This is a genomic window from Flavobacterium sp. N1994, from assembly GCF_025947145.1.
Lineage (GTDB): Bacteria > Bacteroidota > Bacteroidia > Flavobacteriales > Flavobacteriaceae > Flavobacterium.
Genome location: NZ_CP109999.1, coordinates 202,772 through 229,594 on the forward strand (window position 1 = coordinate 202,772; position 26,823 = coordinate 229,594).

The window sequence follows — 26,823 nt, forward strand, 5'->3', positions numbered from 1 at the left end:
TTAAAAACCATTTAAACCCCTTTTAAATATGGCACTTTCACACCAAAACAAAATCCAAATCGTAGAAGCCTTAGAGCGCATGATCACAATCAAAGGATCACAAAACAAATTAGCTGCAGAAATGCCTGGCGTATCTCCTGCAACACTTTCACAAATGAGAAACCACAACTGGGATAACATCGCAGAGGAAATGTGGAGAAAAGTTGGAGCATATACCGGAGCTGGTTCCAGTGATTGGAACTTTGCTACAACTAGAAACTCAAATGATTTATTAAAATTCTTTACAGAGGGTCAACAGCATTCACTTGTAATGGCAATTACTGGAAAATCTGGTAGCGGTAAATCAGAAGCCACTAAAAAATACGAAAGTGAAAACAAAAACGTCTTCTTTCTATCCTGCAATGAATATTGGGATAAGCGTTGGTTTCTTCGTGAGCTTCTTTCAAAAATGGGTAAGGACCATGCAGGCTTAACCCTTCCAGAAATGATGTACAAAACAGTTCAGCTTTTAAAATCAATTGAAAACCCATTAATCATAATGGATGAAGTTGATAAACTAGCAGATAATGTTCTTTTATTCTTTATCACACTGTACAATGAGCTTGAAAATCATTGTGGAATTATACTAATGGCAACGCATTTTCTTGAAAAAAGAATAAGAAGAGGTGTTGCAGCTGAGAAAAAAGGATACAGAGAGATTTACAGCCGCGTAGGTCTTCGTTTCATAGAATTAGAAGAAACAAGCTACTTAGATATAGAAAACGTTTGTAAAGCCAACGGAATTGATGAAACGGCTACAATAAGAGCTATTGCTAAAGACTCAGATGGTGACTTAAGAAGAGTTCGTAGGTTGATTTTTGCTAATAAAAGAGCAGCATAATGGAATTTAGATATCACCCCATACTTGAAGGACTAAAAGTCAACGAAGATGGAACAGAGATTATTTATTTAGGTAAAAAGCTGGAGCCTAAAATCTATGAAAGAGAAGGAAAGTCCATTCCGATGCAAGTAGTCAATATAAAGTACAAAAATATCACAGTAATGCGCTTGGTAAACGAATGTTGGAATAGTGTAAGTGAAAATTTAGACTACATCACTAAAAGAATTGATCCTGAAAAAGGAAACCATTATTCTAACCTATGCTGGTCTAAACAAGGAGTTGGTTTATCACATAACAATAGCCCAAACTTTGGTGCAAAACCAAAGTTTAGTGAACAGGAATTCAAAAACTTAAAAGCCGAAATCAAACCAGGCGAAACTATAACTGTTTTTTTAAAGCGAAAAAAAGTAAGTACAAAAGCCTATTACACAGCCAAAAAGAAGTATGAAAAAAAGCAATAGAGCATATTCAGTATCAAACGTTGTAACAAAGAAATTTAAGCCTTTAAGTTTTGAAGGAGCTTGGAAAGACACTTTAGGAACTCCAGACAAAGCTTTCTCAGCAATACTTTTTGGAGGTACAAGTAACGGAAAGACTGAAGCAGCTATGAAGCTTGCAAAGTATTTAACAAATTTTGGAAAAGTTGATTATGACTCGCTTGAGCAGGGAGTTTCAGCAACTATAAGAGATGCCTTGATTAGAAATAATATGGAAAGTTGCGAGAATACTTTTCGACTGTTAGATAGGGTGCCTTTTGAAGAATTGATTAACCGAATGAGCAAACCAAAATCAGCTGATTTCCTTTTTGTTGACTCCGTACAATATACCAGGATAAACAAAGCTCAGTATTATCAATTAAAAGAGTTAATGCTAGCAAAAGGAAAAGGGATTATTTGGATTAGTCAAGCAAAAGGAAAACTACCCAAAGGAAGTCTAGCTGATGATATCATGTTTGATGTCGATTTAAAGCTTTGGGTTGAAGGATTCAAACTCTTCCCAGATGGAAGGTTAAACGGTGGCGGTGAACCGTTGGTGATATGGCCAGAAAGAGCTGCTAAATATTGGAATGAAATTTATTAAAAATCAAAATCATGACTACACTAAAAAATCAAATACTAGATACTTTACAAATGAGTTCTGAGGACTATGACCTTATGATATTTCTACAATTTTGGAACTATTGTTACAAGTATGCTGCCAAGTCTCCTAAAAAAACGCAACAGTTTGTCGCTAATGCCAATATAAACAAATGGTATATGAAAGAATTAGCCAGTAGAGAAAGAACCTTTTTAGATATGGTTCCTGGTTTAATCAAAACTAAATCAGATCTGAATTATCATTATAAAGGTTGTGTTGCCGGAATAATAAACCTATTTCCAAAAGCACTTTTCGAAATGATAAAAGAAGACCCACAATCCCCTGAATTTACTAAAGACTTAATCACAAATACACCGCTTGTTTATGCAAATTGATGCCTCAATAACAGTAGAAAAAGTATTAAATGAACGCCAAAAGCTTTATACAGTATTACAATTTGATAGTAGCCATACAAAAATTTTCAAGATTGGTGAGCGCATCTGTATTAATCAGGCAAGAGGAGTTTTGTTTGACATCATCAACTACTTCAATGATGTAATCGAAGTAGAGCAAGTTAGGGTTTATAAAATTCCTGAACGTGTCCAGGAGAAAATAGATTGGGCTTGTGAATTGATTGAAAGAACAAAGTTTCAAAGTTATCCAGACAACTGGTATTTAGAAATAAATGAAAATAGTTACGAAAGCAGAATTAATAAATTATAGATAAAAAATGAAAAACTTAAAAATTACACAAACAGGAAAAGACCCAATTTGGTATGATGAATCAGGTACCGCAATACCATACAATCGTATCAATAAAGTTGAAAGATTACATGAAAAAAAATCAGCTCAACTTTTAAAAGAAGCATTATCGATTAGTTCCAGATTAAGAGATTTCAAAGTTCTTATTCAAGATACTTGTGCTGAAGCTTATGAAGCATTTATGCAGTCAAAAGATGTGAAAAAATCAAATAAAGGAAATTACACCTGGTTCAACTTCAACCGTACTATTAAAATTGAGGTTAATGTTTCAGAGCCTATCAAATTTGATGACTTAACAATAACTGCAGCAAAAGCAAAATTAGATGAGTTCTTAACGGACAATATAGATGCTAAAAACGGATTTATAAAAGAGATGATTATCAAATCATTTGAAACTCAACGCTCCGGGCAATTAGACGTAAAAGATGTTCTAAAACTTACTCAATTCAAAGAACGTGTTAACAATCCTCTTTTCTCAGAAGCTATTGATTTGATTACATCAGCAATCCGTCGTCCAGCTTCAAAAACATACTTCCGTATTTGGATGAAAGATGGAACAGGTGAGTATCAAAACATCGATTTGAATTTATCAAGTATCTAATGAGACCGCTTGACTATTATTTGTCAATTCTACTATTGACAATGGCTTTGCATCATAGGCAATTTTTAAAAGAAACCTTCAGGTTTATGTATTTCAGAGTAAAAATATTAATCAAACAATATCAAAATGAGCATAAAAATAAACACAGTAAACGAAGAAAGTATAGAAGTGAATGGCAAGCTCATTTACAAGGATCACAACGAAAACTGGGTAGCAACAGTAGAGTTAACAATACAGGAACGGAATGCATTCAACCTGCATTTAGTGGCATTGAATAGTAAGGAAGAGAATAAAGATTAGTTAAGGTTGATTTGGATTTCCAGGAAACGAATAGAGGAGTAACCGATTGGGGCGGTGCAGGTTCAATTCCTGCTCCTGGAACGAATTAGAAATAAACAAAAAATGAGTACAAAAACAATCCAACCAAGAAAACCAGTTGTATGCTCAACAGGTTCTGCTACTGATAACTACTTTTCGCCAAAGCCTAAAGATGATAGCGAAGCAAAAAGATGGCAAGCTTTTGATAGTAAAAGTGATCAGCACAAGTATATCCTTTCAATGCTTCATACAATGGGATGGACCAAACTTGTAAACGGTAAAACAGTGGGAAATATGGAAACTTTTGCCCATTGGTTAAAAACAAAATCACCAGTAACAAAACCATTGATGGAAATGTCAGCTGCTGAAACATCAAAAGTAATCTACGCCTTTGAAAATGTAGTTAGATATCAGTTTAAGTAATGGATTTAACTAAAGATTTACAGGAGTTAGAAAAAGGAATTGACAAAATGGTTATTATCTTTTTAATTATGATGGTGATAACATTTATTGCAGGTTTATACATTGGAAACAATTCGAAAAAACCAAAGAAAAAAAAGAAAAATAAGAATCCTTGTGATTGTAAAGATGTTAATGAGTGTGAAAAATGGTGTTGCGCTAAAATTGCTTACACTAAAGCTCAAAATTACTCAATAACTGAGGAATGTAAACATCCAAACCGTTCTACGGTTGTTTTAGATGCAACCGCTACTTGTGAGATTACTATCGAGGAATGTCTTGATTGCAGAATGCCATTAACAGAACCAAAAACTGACTGCAGATGAAAATTAAAAGAAATTACATTGACGTAGCCCAATACAGATCGCTAATTACCCAACAAATCAATCGCCTGTTAGATTATTTACTTCAAAATGATGACTATGAGCAAGATTTAAAATTGAAGGCAGAAATCAAAGAATTAAGGCAAAAACACAAATTATGTGGAGAATTAGGCTATGCTAGAATAACATGCCAGATTGAAATGGATGAAGTTGTCTTAGAAAGCAAAATGAATGAAACTCAAACTATCCTAAAACTGCAATTAACATGAAAAAAGTACAGTTACAACTAACGGCAAGGCAATTGAATAGTCTGGTTTATTGTTTCAATTTCATTAATCAGGTTTATGCAAAATCAAGAGAGGAAAAAACAACTAAATCAATATTAGATGAAGTGATACTCAAGGTTAAAAAGAAACATTTGGAGGTTGAAAGTAGCATAAATACAATATTCTCAAAACCAAAAGTTTCAAAGTTCTCTTTCAAGTATTATGAAGCAGATGCCTTAGAAAAGTATGTTTTATTCGCTGAGGAACAAAGCCTAAATGAATACGATAGAAATGTAGTTCTTTTTATTAAAAGCAAATTAAATCAACAGTTAGCATGAGTAAAATATACATCGCAGGAAAAGTTACAGGATTAGATCCAAAAGAGTGCGCAGCCAAATTTGAAAAAATGGAGCTACAGTTACAAGCTAAAGGTTGGGAAGTAGTCAATCCGGTTAAGCTTATTAATAATCCAGGGGAACGATGGGCAAGCGCCATGAGAACCTGCCTATTAGAACTTACTTTTTGCGATGCTATTTTTATGTTGCCATGCTCTACTGATAGCAGAGGTGCAAAAATTGAATTACAACACGCAATTGAATGTAATATCGATATCTATACTGAAATAAAAGACTTAGAAATATGCAAACAACCCTAATAACATATACAGTAAAGAGCAAACAAAACGGCTTTATTTGGGTATTTAAATACCATTTAAATGGCAAATTAGCAAGTTTTGAGCTTATGGATAGTGAATTAACTGAAAAGCAAGAAGATTGGTTAAATGGCCGATTCCCATTTCAAGAAAAACATATCATTGTTTGGCAACAAAAGCTAAAACAAAACTTTGAAATTGTAAAAGCAGAACCAATCCTTGATTTTGACTCATTATGGGAGCTTTACGGACTAAAAGTGAAGAGACAGTCATCGGAAGCAGCATTCAAAAAATTATCACCTGCAGAAAAAGTAAAATGCTTCTTAGCACTACCAGCTTACTTCAAACATTTAACTAAAAGTAGAGAAGCAAAAGCCCACTTAGTGACCTGGATTAATCAAAAACGATTTAATGATGAGTATTAAAAAAGCAAAAAAAATTAATGGCTGTAGTTGGTAAATATGGAAAAATTGATTTTTCAGATGATGATATCAAATTCATCGAAGATAACTTTAAAATCATGACAAATAAAAAAATTGCGGATAATCTTGGTTTAAAGCCTACAAGAGTCAGAATAAAAGCGTATGAACTTGGGCTAAAAAAAATTGAATTAGAGTTTTGGCCAGTTGAAGCTATACAGTATTTAAAAAGTAATTTCAAAAGTATAGGCAATAAAGAAATAGTTAAATATTTCAATAGTAAATATCCAAAAAAAAAGGGATGGACTACAAAACATATTGATAAAAAACTAAGTCAATTAAAATTAAAAAGAACACTACAAGACTTATATAATATAAGGGAAAGAAATAGACAAAACGGAAGTTATGGTCCTCCAAATCCAAATAAAAAAGCAAAATTATTAAAAGGTTTTGTGATGTTTAAAAATGAAAAATATATCATTGAACCAGGACAAACTAAAGAGGAGATTTTTGAATTAATTATAACTAATAAAATACAACCAATAAAACAAATACCTATGAAAATAGAACAAACAGAAGCTTTTAAATCAATGTCATCTTTATCTCAAGAATTAGTATTAAAGAGAATAAATAGAATTAATATAGAAGATCAAATAATTATAGCTAGAACAATTGGATTAGAAAAATGGAAGCTACAAACAGGTCTTCAAGAAAGATGGCAAAAAATAGTAATTGAAATTATAGAAAATGAATAATATGACACCAGAACAGAGAGCAGCACAGGAATTAATGAAAGCAACCTTTTGGGAAGCTTTTGCAAGAGGTATAATGGTAGGCTTTTTGGTCTCATTATTAATTATAACAACTATTTATTACTTCTCAATAGATATTGTTGAAGCAATAAATTAAATACTTATTTTTAACAACTTTAAAACAATAAATTATGAAAAAATTACTATTCATTTTAGTAGCAGTAACTGTTATTAGTTGCTCAAAAAGCGACAGTGTTCCTGCAGAACCATGCGCCATTACAGTTTTTAGTTATGTGACTGGAGTAAATCCAGACGGCTCAACACAATATTCATTATCTTATGGCCCTAGTACAAGTAACAATCAAAATCACATTGTTACTCAATCGACTTACATGTACTATTATAACTTGTCTAATCATGCAAGCATAAAAGTATGTTGGGATGGAGATAAGTAATAATTAATTCAATGTTTATTATAAAAAACCCACTCTAAAAAGTGGGTTTTTTTATTCAATAATCTTTTCTACTTTTGCTAATATGGGTAGAGATGCTGAACTTCACGAGAGAAAAATCAGAGAAGTAACTGCTTACTTCAATAAACTCAATTCTGTTTTAGAATTTGGAGTTAAAAAATACACTATCGCATATTGTACAGCTGCTACAGCTGATAAGTTTTTAATGCGTCCTAAAACAGTTGAAAACTATATTTACCGTTAGGTATTAATTTCATCAAAAAGCTTTGCCTTATTTTCTCCTGGAGCAATGACTGCTTTTTCAACTGCTACTTCCATGTTTTCAAACTTCAAGTTTTTATATAAAATTTGAGCGCTATCATCAAGCATAGTGAATTGAAATCTTTGTACATAAAGCATACCAGCTCCACCAGTTTCTACAGGATCAAAACCAGTTCTACTCATTTCGCTAAAATACTTTCCATTTGAGCAATGAAAACAAGCATTTATAGTAGCTAAGTCATCAAGAAAATTAAGTGCTTTTTGTTGGTTTTTGGCTTTTCTATTGGTATCAGCAAAGGTTTCATAAAATAAATAGATATCACATTGCATTCGCAACTGCTGCAGCTTTTCTGAAAGGTTTTCAGCACTAAGAACTCTATAAGCAAAGAAAACTGCAGGAGATGAAAAAGGATGCTCTTCAGCCATAAATGAAACTTGCTCACTCCAAAGGTCAACTGTTTTAATATTTGACATATTTACTGTAATTCTTTGCTCGTGTTCTAGGTAAACGTTTTTTAAATTTTTCATATTTAATCAGTGTTTAAACAGCCTTAAAACGGCTTTCAATCATTTTTATAAACTTGTTTTGAATAGTTGCCCGGAATGTGGCGGAGTCTCCCATAAATTGCCGTTTTGGCATCTTAATTTCGAAGTAACTTTTTTTAGTTAGTGCCATGGCTCTATATTGAGATTGCCCGGTCTTTTTGAACATATACCAAAAGTACTTTTTCATTTTAGCAGTAACTGGTATTTTCAGTATTCCACCTTCATTATGAATTTTAGCATGTTTCGCTGTTGCTGTCGCAACTACTCTTTTAGAACTGCTAGAGCTAATAGAAATACTATCGCGCAAAGCTGAGCTTTTTGTTAAAATAGCCCTTCCAGAATCAGTGTTGCCTTTACGAGCTTGCCATGGTTGCAAAGAACCATCCATAAAACCCTGTTTTTCAAAGTTACCCATAATAAAATTAATCATTTCTACCTCTGCTATTGTCTGGGCATCTTTGATTAACTTTTTGGCAACTCCATTAAAATCAGGAATTTTGGTTATCATATTATTTTATTTGTATATTTGCAATGTTATACATGAGGGCGAGGACGGGAAACTGTTTGAGCCCTCTACCTTTTTATAAAATTCCAGAAAGTTTCTTAAAGTCTTTTTTTAGTATCATTTCACGCGTTAATTCAATAGCTTTTCCACCTTTGATAAAGAATACACTTTTAATATTTTTTCCTCTTGTGGGGTTGAATTTATTGGCTAATTGTTTAGTAATATCCTCAAGCTTTATTTTTTTTAGTTGATCCAATGAAAAAACAACAGAATAGTTACTTTTTGTCATCCCCATTTGTTTTTTAGCAGATGCGAATCCATTAGTTATTCCTTTAACAGAATCAATGTTTTTTAAGTCGGCCGTACTTCCATTAATTTCAAGCTCTGGATTTGTTATACCAGGAATATCAGTATGGTTTCTAATTTTAACATCAATTCCAAGTTTTTCAACCAGTATTTTAGCATATTTATAGTTCAATTCGATATCGTTTGGATCAGCCCAGGTTGAAACTTCAAGCTTAGCTTTTTTAGTTTGATAAACAATGTTATAATCTGGACTTGATAACTTGATGTTCTCAAAGCTCTCTTTAATCTTTTTTGCATCTGCAGCAGGAAATACAAAATATGGATGATCACCTTCATCAAAAACCATATTAGAAAGTGCTACATTATTATTAAATCCAGCATCTGGTTTTATGGTAGGAGTTCCCTTTGTTGGTTCTGCATCGGTTTGCGTTACATAGCAGCGACATCTAAAACCATTAGGAGGATACCAGGACATCCAGAACGGATCATTTATAGGTTTAATAATATCTTGCAAATCAGCATGCTCTTGACGTACTCTTGAGTCATTAGCCGTTTTGTACTGAAGGTTTGGATAAAGGTCTTTTTGTCCTTCATATTTGCTCCATTTGTCCACCATAACTCCACTTCTGTTTGCAGTATCAAACTCAGCTTGTAAAAATGATTTGTTGTACTGATCATTTATTTTTAAAGCTTCTTTTTGAAAATCTTGAAAAGAACCTTTATCTTTAAGAAATAAGTTCATTTTTGCAAGCTCTTGATAGGTTTTAGCACCACTAAATCGATAAAGATTTTGATTAAGGCTCAAGTTTCGAACAGCATTGTTTTCATAATTCAAAAAGGAATCACCTAAACCGCTAGATAAACCAGAACGTATGTCTCCAAGTGTTTTTTCAAGCAAATCACTATTCAAATCAGAAGGTAGAAGTTTACCATCGTAGAGCTGTTTAGCTAATTGGTTTATTAGCTTTGAATAGTCAGACAAATTAACCGCATTTATAGTACCGTGATCATGTCCACAATGATTATCATAAAATGCTATAATTTCGTCCGATAAAAAGCTACTGGCTGCAATTTTATTGACTTTTTTTTTTGACCTGTTTTATCAACTGGAGGTACTGCAGCATTATCACTCTTCATTCCGGTAACTGGAATACCTGTTTTTTCACTAACGAAATTTAAATCTACTATAAAACCTGAGTCAGCTAATTCTTTTATCATAGTAACAAGTTCCGATGATGTCATTTCCTGACTATCGTCCCACTCAAAACGGCAGTCTTTCAATTTTGAATAAGCAGGACTAATTAACTGCAAACGCCAAAGCAGCTCTTTATTAATCAAAGTCATGGCATCGTTTTTATCGCTATCATGACGATCATCTGACACGCCTTGCATAACTTTCAGGCTGCCATAGGTTCCATTGGCTCCAGCATCGGTAGTTCCGTCCTGTCCAAGTATCCTTTTACTCATTTCTGAGTTCATACGATCAATAAGTTTATCGAAGATATCGTAGCTGCTTGTACCAGTCGAGTTCATTACTTCGATTTTCTCATTGCCTTTTAATACTGCCCAATGGTTAGAAACCATGTTGGCCATCATATCGGCAAGCTCATTCTCACGAGTTTCACTATAACTGTCAGTTACAACCCAACGTGGTGGAATTCCATATTTTTCGACAAATTCAGACCAAGAAGCTCTTGCAAACTTTTTAGTAAGCGCATCAGGAGCCACATCTTTTAAAATTCCTAAGTCGTTGTTTTTACCGATTTGGATATAGTATGTTTTCAAAGGATCTTCTTTGTATGGATATCCTTTTTCATCACCAACTTCTTTTACTATCAAACCTTTTCCAGTAAGAACATTTTCTGAAGGTATGTAGTTAACGCTATCCAGTTCTAAGGTTTCTGGTACCAAATCCCAAAGCTCTACAACTGTAGCACCTTTGAACTTTGCCATTACTGAATGATATATAAATGAGTTAAACCAGGGCTGTTGAAATAACTTAGTAAGCTCTTCATCTTTTTCTCCTGCTTTATTTACGATTTTGAATTTTGATTGCAGTACTTTTAATGTACGACCCTCAATCAATGAAGCTAGATGGCTATCTAATAAAATACTATCGTAAAGCTCTAGCAGTGGAGCTCTGTTTGCATTTTCAGCTAATTGAGCTAAAGCTAAAGCATCACGCCATTTCTTTATAGTTTGAACACTTAATGACTTACTTCTTGGTAATATTATATTTGACGGTCTATTATCGTAGGTTCTACCAACCCTTGCATTTTGTGCCATGATTATAAATATAAATCGTTGTTTTTATTGTTTCCCCATTGTACCTCTTTTCTTGGAGTTTCTAATGCTGGTAAAATAGGATTTTCAGCACCTTCTTTTACATCTTTCAACCAAGACATTGCCCATTTAAACTCATCGCTAAATGTGGTAGGTATTTTTCGAGCTTTGTTTCTTTTTACAATGCTATAATTAACCAGGGCAATTAATACTTTTTTGATAAGCGGTTTGTCTTCGTAATTTAAAGATTTATCAAAAACCTTTGATACATCATAACGTTCACGAAGTTTTCCTTTCATTAATGAAATATTTTCTAATTCAGTCTGATCTAAAATTGCTAAATCATCCTCAATACTTTCATCAATGTATTCTTCAAAAATCTGTCCTGTAAGCTCTTGTTTTGTTATAAATGATAGTGCCATTAATATACGTGTTTACGTTCAACTCTGCCTGTCATAGGCTTTCCACCTTTAGACGTTTCATAAATATGTTTACTTAAAAAAGTGATACACTGTTCGTCACCATCAGGAGCATCATCATGTCCATTATATCCTGGTTCAATTCCGAAAAGCTGTGCCATTCCTATTTGAGTATCAGCATGGCTTTTCATTTTTATGTTATACCAAATTCTACCATTTTGATAGTATGGATGTATTGAAACAATTCGGTCATACTTTTTAATTCTTGGATTATCAACTTTTGTAATCCTCAAATCAACACCAAAAGCTTCTTCAACTTCTCTTATGGTTCTTTCAACTTCATCATTCCAAAACTGAGCTTCAAATCTCCAATGGATACGAACTTTTTCAGGAAGGTTCTTTTCAAAGTCTGCCATAAATTCAACAGCAGCTTTCATTTTACATTTTTTTACAAATGAAGTGATATAATAAAATTGTTTGTCTTTAAGTCCCCAAAGTCTAACAGCATTATAGTCACCAGTAACAGAACCAGAATAGGCAACATCCCAATGCCCTACAATACAATCAAAAGTATCTAATCTAGGAAGCTTACACCATTGTATTAGTTCATTTGTGAATATTTTACCTCTAACATGTGGCTCATTATTGTATTCTGCACGAACAGGAAGAATTCCAAGCTCTTCCTCAAGGATTTTATAATAGTTGTCTTTATATTTTGAGAACCATCTTGGTTTATATGTTTGTGGATCGTAGGCCTTAACATGATGGACTTTCCATTTTGGATTAAGCTGCTGAAGTTTCTTTTGAATCATTACAGGAAATGCTGCATTATTAGCCATCAAAAAACGTCTATAATCACCATCCATTGTTGGGATTAAATCTTGAAGCATCCATTCTACTATTTCATCTTGACGTCTTTCATTTTTGATAGTGTCTTTTGTCTCAGTATCATCTGGAATAATCATCGTAGGACGTAAATTCTTCACACGAAGCCCTCTAACTGATTGTCCAAGGCCTAAAGCTTGACCAATAAATCCACCTTTAGTGATAAAGAATCCTTCATCCCAACTTCCGTATGATTTTTGTTCTCCAAAATCCGCAATAATTCGAGGGTTACCCTCAAATTCAGCTCGAATATCTGCAAGAAGCTGTATGGCTTTCTTTTCATTATTTCCTATAATAACCAGGTACATTGGGTCTCCACGCATCCAAAGCCAAAATGGCAAAATGATATCACAAATAACAGATTTAGCTAAACCACGACCCCATTCCGCAAAACCTTTGAATAGTGGATTTTTACCAACCATATTGGCTAATTCAATATGAAAATCGGGAGTTTCATAAGTAGCGTAATGAGGAAAGTAGTATCTAACACAATATGCAAAATCTTTAGAAATTTTGTCAAGACGAAGTTTCTTTTGCTGTTTCGTTTCGTTTGGATCAACAGAACCTCCAGAAGCTCGAATAAGAGCAATTTTTTCAATAAACCTCTTTTGTGCTATTTTATCTACTGACTTCATTATTTATAGCCTTTAAAGCTTTTTTCTTCTGTTAATGAGGTTATTTTATTAGTTTTGAAATTGTAAGCTACACCAACAATTTCCTTCTTTTTATATGATTTATGTCCCATTTTTTTAATGGAAACAACATCTCCTATTTGTGTCTGCTCAAATAGTGCAGATTTTAAAAGATGAGCAGCTATTTGAATTTTCCATTCGTAAGTAGAAGCTTTATTGAATATTAATGATAATAAGAGTTTAAACATAGTTTAATCAGTATTTAAGTGCTAATTCGTTTGTATGGTTTTCAAAAAATTCAAGTATGGCTAAATGGTGTTTAGGTTCAATTTTACTAATCATATCACTCATGATTAACTCCATAACATTGATATAAGTGTTATAGGGTATCCTATGCTCTTTTTCAAATCCATCTTTTGTTTTGTTGAGTTTGGCAATAGCATCAACCAGTTTTACTTTGGCGCTGTCAGAAGCATCTTTATCAGTTTCCATACTGATAAGCTTTTCTGCATAAATATCAATTAGGTTATTTATGTTTTGAAGTCCATTGTTAGTAGAACCAAGTAAAGCATTACGTCGTTCCTTCCACTTGAATTTTTCAACCCATGTACCAATAGTATGTTCAGAGACATTAATCAAGCTTGAAATTTCCTTTGCTGTTTTTTTGCCTTTGATGTATAAATCCTCTGCCAGTTTTTGCTCCCTAACTTTTGCCATGTATTTGTTTTATAACATCACAAAATTGCATTAATAAGTAGATTTTTTTAGTTGTTCAATTCTTTAATAAGTATTGATTTCCTTAGGCATAGGACTCTATTCCTTATTAAGGAACTGCCATTTTTTTAAACTTCATAATAATTCAAATTTTGTCATCACTATTCGAAAGAACATAAGAAAACAATGAAAAAACATCATGTAACTAATTTATTAATTGTTGGCGGGGTTAGCCTCACAAGCGCGTTGATAAATGCGGCCATCGCAGAAAAGTTTCCTTTAGTTATTACGGCTGATAAAAACGGCAATAAAGCTGACATTCGTATTACGGGTGCACTTTATAACTGGAATAACAGCTCTGAGGAAATAACAGCCAAAATAGATCAGTTTCTAGCAGATGGTGTTCAAGATGTAGATGTATATATAAATTCTCCTGGTGGGGATGTATTTACAGCTGCTGAAATAGAAAATCAAATACAAAGGTTCCCTGGTGCCAAAAATGGTATTGGAGGAGCTATTGTTGCATCTGCTGCTACTAAAATAGCTATAAGCTTAGATAGCTTTCAAATGGCTGAAAATGGTTCTTTTATGTACCATAAACCATCTGGTTATTTTAGTGGAAATGAAGATGCAGTTCAAAGCTCACTTGAGCTATTAAAAAACCTTACTGCTCAATACAAAGAGCAATATGCTGCTAAAACAGGATTGAGCGTTGAAGACATTGAATCTAAATGGGCAAAAGGCGATGTTTGGTTAACTGCTAAAGATGCCGCAAAGCAAAAATTCATAACTGGAGTAATTAAAAAAACTACGATTACACCAGATACAAAAGCAATGTTCGAAGCATTTGGAGCGCCGAACATTCCTGAAGTTACAAGTAAAATTAATAATCAAAACAATCTCATGGACAAAAAAATCATTGCCCTGTTATTAGGGCTTTCAGAAGATGCTTCAGAAGAGCAAATCAAAGCTGCAATTACAGCTAACAAAGAAGCAGCAACAAAAGTGACTGCATTGACTGCAGAAAAAAAACAAGCTGAAACTGCTGCATTAGAGACTAAGGTAGATGCCTTGTTAAATGGTGCTGTTACAGCTAAAAAAATCTTAGCAACTCAAGTTGAAAGCTTGAAAAGTTGGGCTAAAAATGATTTTGATGCTTGCGAAGCACACATCAATTCTTTACAGCCACTTGGAAAAGTTAGTGCTGCTGTAACTCCTTCCGCAGGTGGAGCTGCAAATGTGAAAGCATTTAAAGATATGTCTGAAAAAGAAAGAGACGAATTAGCTAACGAAGATCCAGAAGCTTTTAAAGCGGCTTATTTAGCTGACTTAGAAGGCAAGTAAAACCAAATTTTAAATTAAATCTAAAACAAACATGAAAAAAATCGGAATTGTATTGACGTGCTTACTTTTAACAGTAGCCTCATTCGCGAACATTACCAAGTGGAGTATTTCCCAGGAAGAAAAGGTTGAGCTTAAAACTTGTGCCATTGTAGATGGTGACCTTTTGAACGAATTGAACGAAAAGTTCATTATTTCCAAATTCAAGCATTTAGGAACCTGGATACAAGAGGTAACCAGTAAAGATAATTGGGTTGGAAATGATGCTATTAAGATACCTAAACGAAAAGGGGATAGTGCACCATCAGTATTAATTAATAATGCCGTTTATCCACTTGTATCTTCTGGTCGTGATGATGAAAAAGTAGTTGTTTCCTTGAATAAATATTCAACTGTGAATAAAGAGGTAACTGCTGATGAACTTTACTCTGTTGCTTACGATAAAGAGGGAGATATCAACCTTGAATTGAAAGAGGAATTAGAAATGAAATCAACTGATCATGCGTTGTATTCAATTTCTCCTGCTTCAAATTCAGCTGATACACCTGTTCTTGAAACAACAGGAGCTAATGATGGAACAGGAAGGTTACGTTGTACCAAAGCTGATATCATTAAATTAAAAGGTAAACTAGATAATTTATCGGTACCAAAAGATGGAAGAGTTTTAGTATTGAGTTCTACTCATGCTAATGATCTATTATTGGAAGATAGCGTATTTGAAAAAGGATACATGAATAGAGTTGACGGTAAAATCGCAATGAACTATTATGGATTTATCATTTACGAAGAAGTATATACTCCCACTTATCATGCTACAACAAAAGTTAAATTGGCTTTTGATAGTGTTACAGCTGGTAGAACTTCAACTATTTGTTTCCACAAAAAATCAACAGTTAAAGCTAAAGGTACAGTTACTCGTTATGCCAGAGCTGCTAAAGATGATCCAGAATACAGAAAGAATGTTGTGGGGTACGATTTGTACTTCGGTTGTTTCGCAATTATGGACCAAGGTCAAGGAGCTATCATTGACGGTAAAGCAGTCTAATTAATACAAAGTCATAGCCGGATATTGTAACGTCAAAGCCTTATAGGCAAATCAAAAAAAGTGACGTGAACATGAAAATGCACAATGCCCGGCTATTACTTTAAAATAAAAAGAAGCTATGAAATTAAGTATTGCAGGTTATAATTTGATAAAGTCTTTTGAGAAATGTAGTCTCAAGCCTTATTTATGTTCTGCAGGAGTTCCAACAATTGGATGGGGTAACACGATTTACCCAAATGGTAGAAAAGTCACCATGAAAGACCCTCCAATTACTCAAGCTTATGCTGATGAGATATTCTACTTTATAGCTGATTTATTTGCAAAAGACGTTTCAAGCTTGGTTAAATCAAGCTTAAAACAAAACCAATTTAATACAGTAGTCTCTTTTGCCTACAATGTCGGTAGTGATATCGATGCAGACAATATTCCAGAAGGATTAGGTGACAGCACACTCTTAAAGTTGATTAATGCCAATCCGAATGATCCTAATATCGCTAAGGAGTTTCTAAAGTGGAACAAAGCAAATGGAGTACCAAGTAATGGGTTAACCAATCGCAGAAAAAAAGAAGCACAAATTTACTTCTCATGAAAAAAGCATTAATAATCTGGTATTCATTTTTAGCAATATTATTGCTAATGACTTCTTGTAAATCAGTCAAAAATGTACCTATAAAAGAAATTACTAAAGATTCTATAACAGTAGTTTCAAAGGATACATTATTAACCGTTGCAAAAGATAGTAGTCAGACTGTTGCTGATTTAGGTATTGAGGATGGTAAAATAGTGATTAAAAAAATTAACAATTCCAGAACTGGACATAAACTTAAAGCTCCTAAAGTTACTGTTAAGGATAACGTTCTTACGGTTGACTGTGAAAAAGAAGCTGAAGAGTTGTTTTTCTCCTGGAAAGAAAAGTTTATAAAAAGCTATTCACAAAAAGAAATACCCATTACCACAAACATTTTAACCTGGTGGCAATGGACCCAAATTTACATAGGTAGAATTGCATTAGGCGCATTCTTTTTATGGCTCCTACTTTTATTTTTCAATTATAAAAAAATATAACATGACAAAAGCTCAACAATCCGCGAAAGAGGTATTCGAAAGATATCCAAACGCAAAAGAGGTCTTTGTTACTCCTGATGAGCAGGCGTTCTTAGACAAGAATAGAGCCGCTATGCATAATAGCGACTTTGAAACTGTAAAAAGGTCTGAGGTTATGACCGACGAACCATCAGCTGAAGATACTGCTAATGTATTTTTAGTTAAAAAATTAGCTGCAGACAAAATTGCTCAAGCTGAGGAAGCAACTACAATTGCACAATTGGACGCAATTGAAAAAGACGAAACCAGAACTACTGTTTTGAATGCTGTTGCGGCTCGCAGAGCTCAACTAGCGTCAGGAATGGAAGTTGATAAATCTGAAGAGGATTTAATTACTGAAATATCAACCGTTAAGACAGTTGAAGAGTTGGATGCTTACGCGAAAGACGAAACGAGACAAATCATATTGGATACAATTGATGCTCGTAGAACTGAATTAACCGAAAATCAAGATTAATAATGAGTTTTACAGGTGTAACAATTAATCCAGGACAGGGAGGTTTAAACCGTTCAAATCCGTCAACTGATGGCATCATGTCATTAGTTGCTTTTGTACCTGATGCAGCCGGTAACGATTTTCAGACAGTCTATGTTTTGAATAGCGTTAAAGCTGCAGAGGAGTTAGGTATAGACGCTGCCTTTGATGCGAATAATGCGGTTTTACTTCATTATCACATCTCCGAGTTTTTCAGGTTAGCTCCTGATGGAACTCTGAAACTTGTACTAACGGATCAAGCTACAGCTGCAGCATTTTTCGCAATGGATGCAGTTAAGGCCTTATTCCGTCAAAATACTGACGTAAAAAGAATTGGCTTTGTTTATAATTCCGACGATGTGGTAGTATTGGCAACAGAAATAGCAGCGTGTCAAACGTTCATAAACGGTTTGTTTGCGGATAAAATCTACTTAAATGGTATTTACCTTGAAGGTAGAAACGTCAGCAAAGCAGCGGTTACAAGACGTACATTGGATTGCGGTAAGGTTAGTTTAGTAATTGCTCAAGACCCTGCAATCGCAGTAATTGATCCTGCATATGCTAAATATGCTGCAGTCGGTACCGTTTTAGGAAGCCGCGCTGTTAGAAAGGTTAACGAGAACTTAGGTTCCGTTGATATTATCAAGAAGCCAAGCTCTAAAAAAGGTAACGAAACTTATCCTTTAACGGATACGCTTTTGGGCTTATGGCTTACTGCGTGCCTAAGTGATGGAACTCCGGTTTCAACACTTTCACAAGTAGAGCAGAATCAGCTTACAGCGTTTGGTTATACTTATGCCGGAACCTTCCAGGGATTTGCAGGAGTATATTTCAACGGTGAGCCAACTTGTATCGCTTTAAGTTCTGACTACTCAACTGGTGAGAACAATGGAGTTTGGGACAAAGCAGCTCTTGGAATCAGAAACGCTCTTTTACCAAAAGTTCGCGGATGGTTTCAGCGTGATGCAGGCACCGGTAAATTAAGAAGCACTGCTATTACCGATCTTCAAAACGTTGGTAAAAAGCCACTACAAAAAATGCTAGTAGCTGAAGAAATAAGCGGTTATGATTTGTTGATTCCAGCAGATCAGAACCCGAACGATCAAACTCCTTTAATTGTTAAAGCGAGTGTCACATTAGGAGCAATTATTCACACCTTCGAGGTAGATTTATCTTTAGTATAAAATGGCAAGAGCAAACACTTTAGTAAATGCATTCGGTAAAATGGCCGGATGGAATTCAGTAACTCTCAATTTTTTCGGAAGAGATATTGAAGGTATAATGGAAATTGGTTACGACGATACCGTAGAAAAGGAATTGATTTACGGAGCCGGTAAGATGCCAATTGGTCACGGTGAAGGTAAATACGAAGCAAAGGTTAAAATCGTGTTAGTGAAAGAGGAAGTTACGGCTTTATTGGATGCCATTCCTCCAGGAATGAGATTGCAGGATGCTATACCTGCTGACATGATTGTACAATATGACTATGACCTTCGTATTTATAAAGATATTTTGCGAAATGTCATGATTACAAAACTCGGTCGTAGTGTTAAGCAAGGCGACAAAGTTGTAGGCCAGGAACTGGAATGTATTGTAACTCACATTGACTGGAACCAATAAGATGAATATAGATGTTACTAAAGTAGTTGGGTATCTTGATGATACCCAATTACAGGCTTTGAAAACAAAGCACAAAATCAAATACATCCATGAGGTTATTACTGAAGATGAGGAGGGCGCCAAACACGCTACCTACTTCAAAAAACCAACAATGCAGCATTTGGAAGTTCTGGCAGATTATACCAAGAAGGACCAGGCGATAAAAGGACTTGAAACTCTTTTTAATACCTGCAGACTTTCCGGATCAGAAGAGGTACTGATTGATGACGAAATGAAAAGCGCAGCATATCAGGAGCTCAGTAAAATTTTCAAGAAAAGGGAGGCGATTGTAAAAAAGCGCTAGAGGAAGGTGTTATATCTTCCGATAACTCGTTTGACTTTTACAAACGTGGCAATGCCTTAATCCGAAGTTATTTTCATAGAGAGCCTGAACGGCTCTCTATTAGAAAATGGATGAAGCTATATCACGAAGCTAACTATCTTAAACAGCTTGATGCCGAATCAATGGCAACTGTATTAACTCATTTATTTGGAACCAAAGAAGAATAATGTCAGATCAAAAAACCGATTGGATACTTGAATTAGTCGATAAGATAACACAGCCTGTTAAAGAGGTCACGTCTTCTATTGACAAAATGGAAGTTGCAATTCATGGGGTTGACGACAAAGTTCTTAAAATGGGTAATAACTCTGCGCAGGCTTTTGAGAAAACTAATAACTCATTAAAATTGGTTGCTGCTAATGCTGCATCACAGGCTATAACAAATTTTGGTCAGCCTTTTCTTGATGGAGCTGATGGAGCTTACAAATTCGATTCCTCATTACATGAGTTGAAAGCCATTACTGGGGTTTCGGATGAAGCTATTCAACAAATAGGACAAAGCGCAAAAGATACTGCAGCACAGTTTGGAAGTAAAGCTCAAGATGATGTAAGAGCCTATACTGTTTTACTTTCAAAACTAGCTCCTGAAATAGCTGATAATCCTGTTGCTCTTGCACAAATGGGAACTAGTGTAGCAAAGCTTGCCGAAACGATGCATAATAACTTAGAAGGTGCTACTAATGCAGCTTCAAGTGCAATGAATCAATTTGGCGTTGATTTAAGTAATCCAGAAGAGGCAGCTAACAAAATGGATGAAATGCTTAATCAGATGGTTGCCTCAGCTAAAGTAGGTAGTCAAGAAGTTGACCAGGTTGCTGCGGGTCTTGATCAGTCTGGAGCAAAAGCAAAAGCTGCTAATGTCAGTTTTGCTGAAACAAATGCTGCATTACAAGTAATGGGGAAATATGGAAAGGAAGGAGCTGAAGGCGGTATTGCATTAAGAAATGTGCTTTCTATCCTGGATAAAAAAGAGTTTCTCCCAAAAGAAGTATTAGAGCAACTACAAAAGGCAGGCATCAACGTTGACAAACTTGCAGATAAAACTAAACCTTTAGCAGTTAGACTTGAGGAGCTTCAAAAGCTTAAAGGTAAAGATAATGTTCTTGGAGCCATGTTTGGGATGGAAAATACAATTGCTATTACCGGACTTCTTGGAAACTTAGATTTACTTAAAAAGTATACAAAAGATATTGAAAGCGATCAGACAGCGCTTAATGATATGGCTCAAGAAATGGGTAAAAGTTATCAGGAGCAAAAGGATCGTATTGTTTCTTATTTTGATAATATCAAGCTTTCGATTTACGGCGCTACTGGAAGTATGCTACCATTTATTGATGTAGGATTACAGGGTATTATGGGAGTTATCAATCTGGCACCTGGATTAGTTGCCATGTCACAATTGTACACCATGTTAAAGGCGTCAACAATAGGTCAAACTATTGCACAATGGAACCTTAATGCGGCCATGGATGCCAATCCTATAGGTGCTATTATTTTAATCGTTATGGCTTTAGTAGCTGCAGTAACTGTAATAATAGCGAAATGGGATGAATGGGGTGCAGCGCTGAGTATTTTCATGGGACCACTTGGTTTAGTTATATCATTGGTTCAGAGTTTTAGAAAACACTGGGATAGCATAACAGATGCTTTTACTAAAGGCGGAATTGTTGCAGGAATTAAACGTATTGGATTGGTTTTACTTGATGCTTTATTATATCCAGTTCAACAGTTATTAGAGCTTTTATCTAAAGTACCTGGTCTTGGAGGTTTAGCTGGTGGAGGAGCAAAATGGATTAAGGATATGCGCCATAATCTTGCTCTTGATGAGAATGATAAAAAGGCTGAAAAGACAAAATCTGAAGTAAAAAAGCCAGAGGATATCAAAAAGCCTTCAAGCCCTCCTACAGCCAAACCTGACCCAACGAAAGATGTAACAGGCAACACAAGTCAGGGAGCAGCAAAGATTATTAACATGACTTTATCAGTAAACAATGTTTATCATGTTGCTAAATCACAGCTCCATGATATGGAAAAATTTGCAGATCATGTGGTCGGCAAAATCAACGATACAATGAAAGACGCTTTAATTGCTTCAGGATCATAATGGCAGTAAATTTAACTATAGGTAATTTATTTGTTGAGGCTTTTGGCCTGCAGTTCCTTGATCGTTACAAAGTAGGTATTGAAGGAATGCCAAATGCTCCGCAGCAGTCTTTTAAAGGGATACAAATCGTAGAAGATGCTAACGAGTCTTTTGAAAGCAGTTCTTACGGTACTCCGATTTTGTTTCCGATCACTTTTTTAGAAGGTACCTACAAAAAGTACAATGACAAAGGAGAAATCGTTGAGAAGAAAATGGGAACCATGCGCCTTCCGATTGCTACAATTATGGATTTTGACAGACAGAAGATAATTGGCGACACTAAAGTAAACGGAGGACGTGGCAGCGTAAAAGAGATTTATGGATTTGATAACTGGAAGATTACCATCAATGGAATTCTTATACCGGACAAATCACAGCCTCAAAATCTGGTTGACATTAAAGACCAGGAAAGAGAGCTTACAAAATGGGATAACCTGGCAAGTGCTATCGAAGTGGGTTGCGAGCTTTTCACCGACAAAAGAATTAAGTACATAACAATATTGGGAATTAAGTTTTCGCCATTACGTGGGCAGCCTAATATCAGAACGTTTACGATTGACGCGCTTTCGGACGAGCCAATTGAATTGAATATAAAAACAAAAGTATGACAGTTGCAATGGTTTCTAAAATAGTATTTCCTGCTAGAGATGGTAGAGAAGAAATCATTATTAGAAAATGTAATTCTGTCGTTATTGAAAGCTCTTGGGAGATGTTGACATCAACAGCAACTATAAAGCTTCCAAGAAATGTTAAGGACTTTGACAAGCTGAATGTTAAAACGATTTTCAAAAAAGGAGATCCAGTCCAAATTTATTTGGGATATGATGAAAACCTTATTTTGGAATTTGATGGATTTGTAAATGAGGTTTATGCTGATGTTCCAGTAGTCATTAAATGTGATGACTATATGTATTTATTAAAGAAGTATCCGGCTAATGTATCAATGAGAAGCACGAAGCTTGAGGACTTAATTAAAAAAATAGTACCAGAGGGAATTGAGTATGATGTTGCGGATATTAACATAGGAACTAAGCGCTGGGCAAATACAACGGCCGCTAAAATTCTGGAAGAGTTACAGGAAAATAACATTTATAGTTATTTCAAAGGAAGAAAGTTAATTGTAGGTAAGATTTATACTGATGATGCTGTAGAACCAGTCATTTTCAATTTCAATCAAAACGTTGTTGATCATAACCTGCAGTACAAAAATAAAGAAGACGTTCTTATAAAGATTAAGGGTATTTCAACTTTGCCAAATGGTCGTAAAATAACGGCTGAGTATGGAGATGATGGAGGAACCTTGCAAACTTTAAGTTATTACAATATAACTGTCAAAGCTGAAGTTGAAAAGCTAATCAAGGCAGATTATGAAAAGTTTAAAGTTGAAGGTTTTCAGGGTCATGTAGAAATATTTGGAGTACCAAGCGTGACACATGGAATGAAAGCTGATATCATTAGCAATCAATACCCAGACAGAAGAGGTTTATATTTTATTAAAAAAGTGGTTAAGACCTATGATGACAGTCCGAAGTATCACCAGGAATGTTATTTGGATAAAAAAGCGGAATAATGAGCAAACATCTACAGGAATTTAAAAAGCTTTTGACAGAAAAGATAAAAGCTAGAATACCAATTCAAACGGAATGGGTGAAAGTTTCTGAAGTTGATTGGGAAGCTAAGACAATGACCTGCATTGGTGAAAATAATGGTCTTGAATATTTTGATGTTTTGCTTGGTCTTGGTTCCATAGTTATCAAGCCAAAAGTTGACAGCCTAGCATTAGTTGGATCTATACACAATGGAGAAGCAGCTTTTTTGATTTCATGCGAGGAAATGGAGGGATTTGAACTGATAGATCAATCAGGGTTTAAATTGTCTTTAAACAATGGTCAAATGATGATTAATGGAGATGATTTTGGAGGAATAGTTAATGCTGTTGAATTAAAAAATCAGGTTGATAAAAACACATTAATCCTCCAAAAGATACAAGAAGTATTTACTAATTGGAATGTGGTTCCAAACGATGGAGGAGCAGCATTAAAAATATTGTCATCCCAATTTAGAAATTTAGATAGAGCAAATCTATCAAACATACAAAATACAAAGATTAAACATGGCTAAGGACCTTTTATTAGATGCAGACTTAGATATCCTAATTGAAGCAGGTGATTTTGTTATAGGCGAAAGTACTGTTCAAGAGGTTGCTCTTATTTTATGTTCTAACCAGGGCGATTGGAAAAATGAGCCATTAATCGGAGCTAACTTAATAAAATACATTCGTACTGGTGCAAAACCTGCAGATATCAAAAGAGTAGTTACTTTTCAAATGGAGCAAGATGCCAAAGATTACGACGATATAAAAGATTTATTAAAAATAAACACTTAACGCCATGAATGAAATCTTTGTTCAATTTGTTGCACCATTATTAACTACCGGAATAGGAGCTTGGATAGGTTGGTTTTTTACTAGAAGAAAGTATAATGCCGATGCAACTACAACTGAAATTGATAACGGTTCAAAGTTAGTTGACCTATATAAAAATGCTTTGGATGATTTACCAGCTAGATATGAGGAAAAGTTTAAGCATGTTCAAGAAATGGGACAAAATCTTGAAAAGCTTTTTGAACAAAAGGAAGCCATATTGATGCAAGAGATTGAATATCATAAAAAGCAGGCTGCTCTTTATAAGAAGATGTATGATGATAAGGTAAAGGAGTTTAATAAATACAAAAAAGAACATCCATGATAACAGTAATTGAAAGTCAATCGCTATTAGATATTGCATTACAAGAAAACGGTAATGTTTTGAGTGCTTTTGATTTTGCTATTGCAAATAAAATCGATGTTATGGATGTTTTGGTACCAGGACAAAAACTTATTGAAGTAAAATCGGATGTGGATTTAAAAGAGGTTTCTGATTATTTCAAAGGTAAAGGTCAATTGATAGCAACATGTCCTGCAGAATTACCGGAAGAGATTTTTAATTATGGTTTTCCTGAAGGAGAATTTCCATTTAGCTTTTAAAAAATGAGACAATTTAACGACATACAACAGCAAATAATAGATCAGATAGCAATTAGTTCTGATATCAATGCTCTGGAAGTTTTAACAACTTCTGAGCAGACGTTAACATCTGCAACTAGTACAAGTAAAGTTTCTACTTGGAGGATTTTTGTTTGGGTTGTGGCTTTTGCTATTTGGTTGCATGAGAAAATAGTTTCAGCAAATGCTGCTAATTCACGTCCTCAAAATCTACCAAATTTTATTGCAACAGTATTAAACTTTCATGATGGTTTACCATTAGTTTGGAAAGATGGGCAATTTCAGTATGACCTAGTGGGTATTAGCAATCCTGATAGTTATAAAATTATAAATCGGTGTGCAGTTCTGGAAAGTGTGGATGGTGAACTGGTTGTAAAAGTTGCACATGATAATAGTGGAGACCTTGAACCTATATCAGCTCCTCAAGCAGTAAGATTAGGATTTTATCTTAATCAAATGAAAGTACCTGGTGTTGCTATTAGATTGATAAATGAGACGGCCGATTTATTGAAAGCAACTTTAGATGTTTATGTAGATCCGCAAATGATTGATTTAGACACTGGCCGATTATTAAATACCACTGAGGTTGTTATGCCTGCAGAGGTTGCCATAAAAGAATATCTCAACAATTTAGAATTTAACGGTGCTTTTGTAACTGATTTTTTAAAAAGTAAAATGGTTGCAAAAGATGGAATAAAATTAGTAAGAGTTAATGTTTTGCAATGGAAGTATGCTGCTTTCCCTTTCACTGACTTTGAAGATTTTAAGATACCACAAAGCGGTTATTTTAAGTTTGATCCTGCTGACTTAACCATTAACTATTTGCCTTATGCGTTGGTCAACAATTGATTTTACTAAGCTAATTAAGATATCGCTGCCGATTAAATTACGCACGATACGAACATTGGCTTTTTTCAAAGCAATGGTAGCTCCATTGCAAACTATACAGCAAGAGACGTTGTATAAAATGCAGCATAATGGTACCAAGATTTATCTTGAGAAGATGTTGAATGAAACCTTTAATGTTAGTGGTTATGATAACCAGAACCACGAAGCAACAAAGTTAATTTATATTGAAGATCTACCCGGCATTGATAAATTATACGTTTGGCAAAATTTAGAAGCTGATAGCTCATTTTTTGAAGATGATGGTGATGATAATGATGACGATTTATTCTTAGATGGCGATACAGAGGGTGCATTACAATATAGTTGGACCATATTCATGCCAAACACCATCACTTTTAATGAAAATAGCTTGAGAGCATTAGTTGATAGTTACAGATACATAGGTAAAAAATACACAATTCAAACTTACATACCATGAATTTATTAGATTTCACTCGTAACGGAGGATACCGTTTAAAACAATACACTTTGCGATTAATGCAGGAGGCCTACTTCATGATATTAAAAGCAATGGTTTCTTTTATGGACATATCTGAAACTGGTAATTACATTATTAGTGGATGTAAAATTGTAGGTCCTAATATTACTGATGGCTATCTTTACATTGATGGTGAACTTTGTAAGTTTACTGCAAGCCCTGGAACATTATCTACTAAAATTAGAAAAGTTGTTGTTACTGAAAATATTGCTTTTAAAAATGGGAATAATGAGGATGTTATTAGAAAAGTAACTGCAGAGACCCATAGTACTATTGGAGTAGCACTTTCAGCCTTTATCAGAATTTCTCCTGTTTTTGATGCTGCCTATGTTCATACAGATAACAACTTTACTACAGCTGATGCTAATAAATTAGATAGTATTGAACCAGGCGCACAGGTCAATGTAAAACCAAGTTGGATAGCACCTGCCGGAGCAGTAAATGAGGTTTTGGATAAACCGGATGGCCTTTTACTTACTTACTTGAAGCAATTTACCTATATCCATGGTGATTTGATTGGTGATAGAGCATTGGTTACTTTATCATTTCCAGATATAGGAACTTCTGACTATAAAGTTATTATTAATCAACTTGGTTCTGGTAGTGATTATGCAGCTGACGGATTGATTAATTATCATACTAGAGAACACACTTCAACATCTTTTAAATTAGCCCTTGTAGATAGATTTAATTCTAATAATCAAAGTGTAAAATTTCAAATAATACTAACTCCAGATATAACAAATTAAG

Annotated in this window: 43 protein-coding genes; 35 read left to right on the forward strand and 8 right to left on the reverse strand. The window is 34.5% G+C overall.

Features of this window, described 5'->3' with window-relative positions; translation table 11 throughout:
• Positions 1-28 precede the first annotated feature (28 nt).
• The 17 genes from OLM53_RS00890 (at position 29) to OLM53_RS00970 (ending at position 7,226) form a co-directional block, all read left to right on the forward strand.
• On the forward strand, positions 29-880 hold the full coding sequence (locus tag OLM53_RS00890) for an ATP-binding protein (RefSeq protein ID WP_264521171.1): 852 nt from the start codon (positions 29-31) through the stop codon (positions 878-880).
• On the forward strand, positions 880-1,341 hold the full coding sequence (locus OLM53_RS00895) for a hypothetical protein (RefSeq protein ID WP_264521172.1): 462 nt from the start codon (positions 880-882) through the stop codon (positions 1,339-1,341). Before OLM53_RS00890 ends, OLM53_RS00895 begins: the two co-directional genes overlap by 1 nt.
• Positions 1,325-1,960 carry a hypothetical protein gene (locus OLM53_RS00900; RefSeq protein WP_264521173.1) on the forward strand — a complete coding sequence of 212 codons (636 nt, stop codon included), beginning with the start codon at positions 1,325-1,327 and terminating at the stop codon, positions 1,958-1,960. Before OLM53_RS00895 ends, OLM53_RS00900 begins: the two co-directional genes overlap by 17 nt.
• An 11-nt stretch (positions 1,961-1,971) precedes the next feature.
• Positions 1,972-2,352, forward strand: coding sequence for a hypothetical protein (locus OLM53_RS00905; RefSeq protein WP_264521174.1), 381 nt, complete (start codon positions 1,972-1,974; stop codon positions 2,350-2,352).
• Positions 2,342-2,680, forward strand: coding sequence for a hypothetical protein (locus tag OLM53_RS00910; RefSeq protein WP_264521175.1), 339 nt, complete (start codon positions 2,342-2,344; stop codon positions 2,678-2,680). The genes OLM53_RS00905 and OLM53_RS00910 overlap by 11 nt, the downstream gene beginning before the upstream one ends.
• Before the next feature lie 7 nt (positions 2,681-2,687).
• Entirely contained in the window at positions 2,688-3,320 is a 633-nt protein-coding gene (locus tag OLM53_RS00915) for a DUF3164 family protein (RefSeq protein WP_264521176.1), read from the forward strand.
• Between the two features lie 86 nt (positions 3,321-3,406).
• Positions 3,407-3,598, forward strand: coding sequence for a hypothetical protein (locus OLM53_RS00920; protein ID WP_264521177.1), 192 nt, complete (start codon positions 3,407-3,409; stop codon positions 3,596-3,598).
• A gap of 124 nt (positions 3,599-3,722) precedes the next feature.
• On the forward strand, positions 3,723-4,061 hold the full coding sequence (locus OLM53_RS00925; protein WP_264521178.1) for a hypothetical protein: 339 nt from the start codon (positions 3,723-3,725) through the stop codon (positions 4,059-4,061).
• Positions 4,061-4,423: a hypothetical protein gene (locus OLM53_RS00930; protein WP_264521179.1), complete on the forward strand. Its 363-nt coding sequence runs from the start codon at positions 4,061-4,063 to the stop codon at positions 4,421-4,423. Before OLM53_RS00925 ends, OLM53_RS00930 begins: the two co-directional genes overlap by 1 nt.
• Positions 4,420-4,689 carry a hypothetical protein gene (locus OLM53_RS00935; RefSeq protein WP_264521180.1) on the forward strand — a complete coding sequence of 90 codons (270 nt, stop codon included), beginning with the start codon at positions 4,420-4,422 and terminating at the stop codon, positions 4,687-4,689. Before OLM53_RS00930 ends, OLM53_RS00935 begins: the two co-directional genes overlap by 4 nt.
• Complete coding sequence (locus OLM53_RS00940; RefSeq protein WP_264521181.1) at positions 4,686-5,024, forward strand: hypothetical protein; 339 nt, start codon at positions 4,686-4,688, stop codon at positions 5,022-5,024. Before OLM53_RS00935 ends, OLM53_RS00940 begins: the two co-directional genes overlap by 4 nt.
• Positions 5,021-5,341 carry a DUF4406 domain-containing protein gene (locus OLM53_RS00945; protein ID WP_264521182.1) on the forward strand — a complete coding sequence of 107 codons (321 nt, stop codon included), beginning with the start codon at positions 5,021-5,023 and terminating at the stop codon, positions 5,339-5,341. Before OLM53_RS00940 ends, OLM53_RS00945 begins: the two co-directional genes overlap by 4 nt.
• Positions 5,326-5,763 (forward strand): hypothetical protein, encoded by a 438-nt coding sequence (locus OLM53_RS00950; RefSeq protein ID WP_264521183.1) that lies wholly within the window; start codon positions 5,326-5,328, stop codon positions 5,761-5,763. The genes OLM53_RS00945 and OLM53_RS00950 overlap by 16 nt, the downstream gene beginning before the upstream one ends.
• Positions 5,764-5,780: 17 nt before the next feature.
• On the forward strand, positions 5,781-6,512 hold the full coding sequence (locus OLM53_RS00955; RefSeq protein WP_264521184.1) for a hypothetical protein: 732 nt from the start codon (positions 5,781-5,783) through the stop codon (positions 6,510-6,512).
• A 1-nt stretch (position 6,513) separates the two neighbouring features.
• The gene (locus tag OLM53_RS00960) at positions 6,514-6,666 is read left to right on the forward strand and encodes a hypothetical protein (protein WP_264521185.1); all 153 of its coding nucleotides are present in this window, start codon (positions 6,514-6,516) and stop codon (positions 6,664-6,666) included.
• A 34-nt stretch (positions 6,667-6,700) separates the two neighbouring features.
• Complete coding sequence (locus OLM53_RS00965) at positions 6,701-6,964, forward strand: hypothetical protein (protein ID WP_264521186.1); 264 nt, start codon at positions 6,701-6,703, stop codon at positions 6,962-6,964.
• Positions 6,965-7,046: 82 nt separating this feature from the next.
• Positions 7,047-7,226, forward strand: a complete 180-nt coding sequence (locus tag OLM53_RS00970) for a hypothetical protein (protein ID WP_264521187.1) — start codon at positions 7,047-7,049, stop codon at positions 7,224-7,226.
• On the opposite strand, the gene OLM53_RS00975 is transcribed toward OLM53_RS00970, so the two are convergent.
• The 8 genes from OLM53_RS00975 to OLM53_RS01010 all read right to left on the reverse strand — a co-directional run bounded on the left by OLM53_RS00975 (position 7,223) and on the right by OLM53_RS01010 (position 13,536).
• Positions 7,223-7,771, reverse strand: a complete 549-nt coding sequence (locus OLM53_RS00975; protein WP_264521188.1) for a hypothetical protein — start codon at positions 7,769-7,771, stop codon at positions 7,223-7,225. The genes OLM53_RS00970 and OLM53_RS00975 overlap by 4 nt on opposite strands.
• Positions 7,772-7,784: 13 nt before the next feature.
• Positions 7,785-8,297 (reverse strand): phage virion morphogenesis protein, encoded by a 513-nt coding sequence (locus OLM53_RS00980; protein WP_264521189.1) that lies wholly within the window; start codon positions 8,295-8,297, stop codon positions 7,785-7,787.
• A gap of 73 nt (positions 8,298-8,370) precedes the next feature.
• Positions 8,371-9,582, reverse strand: coding sequence for a phage minor head protein (locus tag OLM53_RS00985; RefSeq protein WP_264521190.1), 1,212 nt, complete (start codon positions 9,580-9,582; stop codon positions 8,371-8,373).
• Positions 9,583-9,635: 53 nt separating this feature from the next.
• Positions 9,636-10,886 (reverse strand): DUF935 domain-containing protein, encoded by a 1,251-nt coding sequence (locus OLM53_RS00990; RefSeq protein ID WP_264521191.1) that lies wholly within the window; start codon positions 10,884-10,886, stop codon positions 9,636-9,638.
• 2 nt (positions 10,887-10,888) lie between these two features.
• The gene (locus tag OLM53_RS00995) at positions 10,889-11,305 is read right to left on the reverse strand and encodes a hypothetical protein (RefSeq protein ID WP_264521192.1); all 417 of its coding nucleotides are present in this window, start codon (positions 11,303-11,305) and stop codon (positions 10,889-10,891) included.
• Positions 11,305-12,822, reverse strand: a complete 1,518-nt coding sequence (locus tag OLM53_RS01000) for a hypothetical protein (protein ID WP_264521193.1) — start codon at positions 12,820-12,822, stop codon at positions 11,305-11,307. The genes OLM53_RS00995 and OLM53_RS01000 overlap by 1 nt, the downstream gene beginning before the upstream one ends.
• Positions 12,822-13,067, reverse strand: coding sequence for a hypothetical protein (locus OLM53_RS01005; RefSeq protein WP_264521194.1), 246 nt, complete (start codon positions 13,065-13,067; stop codon positions 12,822-12,824). Before OLM53_RS01005 ends, OLM53_RS01000 begins: the two co-directional genes overlap by 1 nt.
• A gap of 7 nt (positions 13,068-13,074) precedes the next feature.
• Complete coding sequence (locus OLM53_RS01010) at positions 13,075-13,536, reverse strand: DUF1804 family protein (protein WP_264521195.1); 462 nt, start codon at positions 13,534-13,536, stop codon at positions 13,075-13,077.
• A 183-nt stretch (positions 13,537-13,719) separates the two neighbouring features.
• Here OLM53_RS01010 and OLM53_RS01015 point away from each other — a divergent pair, with 183 nt between their 5' ends.
• The 18 genes from OLM53_RS01015 (at position 13,720) to OLM53_RS01100 (ending at position 26,822) form a co-directional block, all read left to right on the forward strand.
• Positions 13,720-14,877, forward strand: a complete 1,158-nt coding sequence (locus OLM53_RS01015) for an ATP-dependent Clp protease proteolytic subunit (RefSeq protein WP_264521196.1) — start codon at positions 13,720-13,722, stop codon at positions 14,875-14,877.
• 31 nt (positions 14,878-14,908) lie between these two features.
• The gene (locus tag OLM53_RS01020; protein ID WP_264521197.1) at positions 14,909-15,919 is read left to right on the forward strand and encodes a hypothetical protein; all 1,011 of its coding nucleotides are present in this window, start codon (positions 14,909-14,911) and stop codon (positions 15,917-15,919) included.
• Positions 15,920-16,037: 118 nt separating this feature from the next.
• Positions 16,038-16,508, forward strand: coding sequence for a lysozyme (locus OLM53_RS01025; protein WP_264521198.1), 471 nt, complete (start codon positions 16,038-16,040; stop codon positions 16,506-16,508).
• Positions 16,505-16,984, forward strand: a complete 480-nt coding sequence (locus tag OLM53_RS01030; protein WP_264521199.1) for a hypothetical protein — start codon at positions 16,505-16,507, stop codon at positions 16,982-16,984. Before OLM53_RS01025 ends, OLM53_RS01030 begins: the two co-directional genes overlap by 4 nt.
• Position 16,985: 1 nt before the next feature.
• On the forward strand, positions 16,986-17,480 hold the full coding sequence (locus tag OLM53_RS01035; protein WP_264521200.1) for a hypothetical protein: 495 nt from the start codon (positions 16,986-16,988) through the stop codon (positions 17,478-17,480).
• Between the two features lie 2 nt (positions 17,481-17,482).
• A complete protein-coding gene (locus OLM53_RS01040; protein WP_264521201.1) occupies positions 17,483-18,682 on the forward strand; it encodes a DUF2586 family protein in 1,200 nt (399 codons plus the stop codon).
• Between the two features lies 1 nt (position 18,683).
• The gene (locus OLM53_RS01045; RefSeq protein WP_264521202.1) at positions 18,684-19,118 is read left to right on the forward strand and encodes a hypothetical protein; all 435 of its coding nucleotides are present in this window, start codon (positions 18,684-18,686) and stop codon (positions 19,116-19,118) included.
• A 1-nt stretch (position 19,119) separates the two neighbouring features.
• The gene (locus OLM53_RS01050) at positions 19,120-19,461 is read left to right on the forward strand and encodes a hypothetical protein (RefSeq protein ID WP_264521203.1); all 342 of its coding nucleotides are present in this window, start codon (positions 19,120-19,122) and stop codon (positions 19,459-19,461) included.
• Between the two features lie 205 nt (positions 19,462-19,666).
• On the forward strand, positions 19,667-21,604 hold the full coding sequence (locus tag OLM53_RS01055; RefSeq protein ID WP_264521204.1) for a phage tail tape measure protein: 1,938 nt from the start codon (positions 19,667-19,669) through the stop codon (positions 21,602-21,604).
• Complete coding sequence (locus OLM53_RS01060) at positions 21,604-22,251, forward strand: DUF6046 domain-containing protein (RefSeq protein ID WP_264521205.1); 648 nt, start codon at positions 21,604-21,606, stop codon at positions 22,249-22,251. The genes OLM53_RS01055 and OLM53_RS01060 overlap by 1 nt, the downstream gene beginning before the upstream one ends.
• Positions 22,248-23,213: a hypothetical protein gene (locus tag OLM53_RS01065; protein ID WP_264521206.1), complete on the forward strand. Its 966-nt coding sequence runs from the start codon at positions 22,248-22,250 to the stop codon at positions 23,211-23,213. The genes OLM53_RS01060 and OLM53_RS01065 overlap by 4 nt, the downstream gene beginning before the upstream one ends.
• Complete coding sequence (locus OLM53_RS01070) at positions 23,213-23,764, forward strand: hypothetical protein (RefSeq protein ID WP_264521207.1); 552 nt, start codon at positions 23,213-23,215, stop codon at positions 23,762-23,764. Before OLM53_RS01065 ends, OLM53_RS01070 begins: the two co-directional genes overlap by 1 nt.
• Positions 23,757-24,029, forward strand: a complete 273-nt coding sequence (locus OLM53_RS01075; RefSeq protein WP_264521208.1) for a hypothetical protein — start codon at positions 23,757-23,759, stop codon at positions 24,027-24,029. The genes OLM53_RS01070 and OLM53_RS01075 overlap by 8 nt, the downstream gene beginning before the upstream one ends.
• Before the next feature lie 4 nt (positions 24,030-24,033).
• Positions 24,034-24,390 carry a hypothetical protein gene (locus OLM53_RS01080; protein WP_264521209.1) on the forward strand — a complete coding sequence of 119 codons (357 nt, stop codon included), beginning with the start codon at positions 24,034-24,036 and terminating at the stop codon, positions 24,388-24,390.
• Entirely contained in the window at positions 24,387-24,668 is a 282-nt protein-coding gene (locus OLM53_RS01085) for a hypothetical protein (RefSeq protein ID WP_264521210.1), read from the forward strand. The genes OLM53_RS01080 and OLM53_RS01085 overlap by 4 nt, the downstream gene beginning before the upstream one ends.
• A 3-nt stretch (positions 24,669-24,671) precedes the next feature.
• Complete coding sequence (locus tag OLM53_RS01090; RefSeq protein WP_264521211.1) at positions 24,672-25,535, forward strand: hypothetical protein; 864 nt, start codon at positions 24,672-24,674, stop codon at positions 25,533-25,535.
• Positions 25,516-26,013 (forward strand): hypothetical protein, encoded by a 498-nt coding sequence (locus OLM53_RS01095; protein ID WP_264521212.1) that lies wholly within the window; start codon positions 25,516-25,518, stop codon positions 26,011-26,013. The genes OLM53_RS01090 and OLM53_RS01095 overlap by 20 nt, the downstream gene beginning before the upstream one ends.
• The gene (locus OLM53_RS01100) at positions 26,010-26,822 is read left to right on the forward strand and encodes a hypothetical protein (RefSeq protein WP_264521213.1); all 813 of its coding nucleotides are present in this window, start codon (positions 26,010-26,012) and stop codon (positions 26,820-26,822) included. Before OLM53_RS01095 ends, OLM53_RS01100 begins: the two co-directional genes overlap by 4 nt.
• The last annotated feature ends 1 nt before the right edge of the window (position 26,823 follow it).